This is a genomic window from Streptomyces sp. NPDC059900 (genome assembly GCF_050270335.1).
In the GTDB taxonomy this organism is placed as follows: Bacteria; Actinomycetota; Actinomycetes; order Streptomycetales; family Streptomycetaceae; genus Streptomyces.
In genome coordinates, this window is record NZ_JBNNJZ010000895.1 from 1,393 (window position 1) to 2,294 (window position 902).

At 65.5% G+C, this 902-nt stretch carries 2 protein-coding genes; one reads left to right on the forward strand and one right to left on the reverse strand.

Going from position 1 to position 902, the window contains the following annotated elements:
• Positions 1–342, reverse strand: a 342-nt coding sequence (locus tag ACQKIP_RS45415) for a hypothetical protein (protein ID WP_427745676.1), incomplete at its 3' end; no start/stop codon positions are given.
• A gap of 301 nt (positions 343–643) precedes the next feature.
• On the opposite strand from ACQKIP_RS45415, the gene ACQKIP_RS45420 reads away from it, so the two are divergent.
• Entirely contained in the window at positions 644–814 is a 171-nt protein-coding gene (locus tag ACQKIP_RS45420; RefSeq protein ID WP_361189904.1) for a hydrophobic protein, read from the forward strand.
• Positions 815–902 lie beyond the last annotated feature (88 nt).

The window sequence follows — 902 nt, forward strand, 5'->3', positions numbered from 1 at the left end:
GGTCAGCGGGCCGCCCTGGACCTTCGCCGTGCGGCGTCCGGCGGTGAAGGCGACACCGGCCACGCTGACCAGGCCCGCGGCAGTGCCTGCGGCGATGGCCTTGCGGTTCTTGACCAGGGTCCAGCCGGCGACGGCCGTCGAAGCGACCTTGCCGGTGGCCGACACCACTGTCTTGCCGCCGCTTTCGATGCCCGCGGCTGCCGCCTGCTTTGCACGCTGGGTCGCGAGACCGAGGGAATGCGCACCGGAACCGGCGGCGTCGGCCGCTTCTCCGGCGGAACCCTTTGCCTTTTCGGCGGCCTCGGCCGACTCCTGCTTTGCCTTCTGTGCCGTGGTGTTCACCTTGCGCGCTCCTGTACTCGCGGTGGACCGCTTCTTGGCGGCTGTGGTCTTCGCGTTGCCTTCAGTGGGTCTTCTCTCTCCGGCCATGCGGACCGTGTTGCCGCTCAATGCCCGGTCAAACTTCAGGTGTTCGAATCTTCACCAGCAGGCGTCAGGCATCAGGCATCACGCGAACAGATAGCAGATGGCAGGCGGCATTCGAGGGTGCGATCGGATGCCCTATGCCGCGACAAAGAAACCCACTTCTTTACGTGTTTGTGGATGTGGGTCAAGAGCAGATGGTGGCCAGGAGGTAATAACAATGGTTCCCCTGCTGGTAGTTCTTCTTCTGGCTCTGCTTCTTTTCGGTGCGGGCTTTGCTCTCAAGGCGTTGTGGTGGATCGCGGTCATTGTTCTGGTGGTGTGGCTGCTGGGCTTCGTGATCAGGCCCGCCGCGAGCGGAGGCCGCAAGGGCCGCTGGTACCGGTGGTGATGAGTACCTGACTCCCGCATGAACGCCCGGCGGTGCGCGGCCGCCGGCTGCGGCAGCAGACAAGGGTGGGCCCGGCCTGGGACGGCCG